Annotated in this window: 1 protein-coding gene and 1 pseudogene; one reads left to right on the forward strand and one right to left on the reverse strand. The window is 71.9% G+C overall.

All coding sequences use genetic code 11. The annotated features are described in order from the left end of the window. A partial coding sequence (locus tag G3I65_RS47305; protein ID WP_160701903.1) for a winged helix-turn-helix transcriptional regulator occupies positions 1 to 625 on the reverse strand: 625 nt, incomplete at its 3' end. A gap of 299 nt (positions 626 to 924) precedes the next feature. On the opposite strand from G3I65_RS47305, the pseudogene G3I65_RS47310 reads away from it, so the two are divergent. Then, positions 925 to 1,567 (forward strand): annotated as a pseudogene (locus G3I65_RS47310) (hypothetical protein); the annotation flags it as partial.

Raw genomic sequence — 1,567 nt, forward strand, 5'->3', positions numbered from 1 at the left:
CCAGGTGCGCCGGGTCGCCCTCGACGCGGACCTTGCCGCTGGCGATCGCGTCCGGCGCCGACAGGCTGCCGTTCAGCAGGTCCAGCAGCGCCGGCCCCTGCGGCTCGATCACCAGGTCGGCGGCGGGCAGCGCGCCCGCGGACGCCTTGAGCGCGCCGTCGTCGACCATCGCGTGCACGACCATGTCGCCGGGGTGGTGCAGCTCGTAGTTGACGTGCACGCCGGAGGCGGCCTCCTCCTGGAAGGTCGTGTAGAGCGAGATGATCGCGGTGTCGAGCGTGAAGACTTCGTCCGGCTTCGGGTAGGTCAGCGACCGCGAGCCCCACAGGCCGAGGTCGAGCACGATGTGGTCGAGCTCGGTGCCGTACTCGGTGAGCTCGTAGACGATGCCGCCGTCCAGCTGCGAGAGCACGCGGCGGCGGACCACACCCGACTCCTCGAGCTCGTTGAGCCGCGAAGTCAGGATGCTCACCGGGATGCGCGGCAGGGTGCGCTGCAGGTCGGTGAACCGCTTCGGGCCGAGCATGAGGTCACGGACGACGAGCAGCGACCAGCGCTCGCCGACGATCTCGAGCGCCCGGGCCAGGCCGCAGAACTGTCCGTAGGTGCGAGCAGAGGTAGGCATACTCGGGTCCTCACTTGTCTCGGGTGCCAGGCCGGGCACCACCCCCGGATCGCGCAGGGCCGCGAGCTCGGTTACGGTGCCCCGTGACGCACCATTCCGCCGCGGGCGTCGATGTCTACGGTGACGGTTCGGCGCCGTGCGCGGCCAGTGAGTGCCGCATCGGCGCACCGTGCGTTTTCCATGTCGACCCATGCGTTTCGCATGACTTCTCCGTGTTTGCCGCACTGGCTGAGTAGACCTCCGGTGGAGCAGGATTCAGATTCTCGTCCCGCCCCACCCGGCTACCGGCAGGAGAGCCGATGCGCACGACAGCTGTCAACGCACGGGTTCCCGAAGACGGCGGACCGACGCCGGCGCGGGCCCCGGCTTTCCGGCGCCACCTCCGGGCGGAGGTCAGGGCGGGCAAAGGGGCGTACCTGTTCTCCGAACAGGGCGTGATCGCGATGCGGGGGGCGAAGATCGAGTCGCTCGCCGCGCTGCTGGACGGTACGCACGACCTCGACGGGCTGCTGCGCGACCGGCCCGGCGGGATGGCACCGGAAGAGGTCGCCGCGCTGCTGGCGCAGCTCGTCGACGCCGGGTTGGTGACGTTGCGCAGCCAGAGCGACGAAGACCGGCTCGGTGACGAACGCGCGCTGGCTTACTGGGACGCGTGCGGCGTGGACGCCGACCTCGTCGCCGCACGGCAGGGCACCGTGCGGCTGACGGCGGTCGGCGACAGCGCCGACGGAGTGGATCCCGGTGCGGTGGAGCGGGCGCTCGCCGGCGCCGGGCTCGGGGTGGTGCGCGGGGACGCCGGGTCCGCCGACCTGTCGGTTGTGCTCTGCGCCGACTACCTCGACCCGCGGCTGGCCGTGGTCGACGCCGAGCACCGGCGGTCCGGGCGGCCGTGGCTGCTGGCTCGGCCGTTCGGCGCCCAGGTGTGGATCGGGCCGGTGCTGC

It is taken from the genome of Amycolatopsis sp. SID8362, from assembly GCF_010550475.1.
GTDB lineage: Bacteria > Actinomycetota > Actinomycetes > Mycobacteriales > Pseudonocardiaceae > Amycolatopsis > Amycolatopsis eburnea.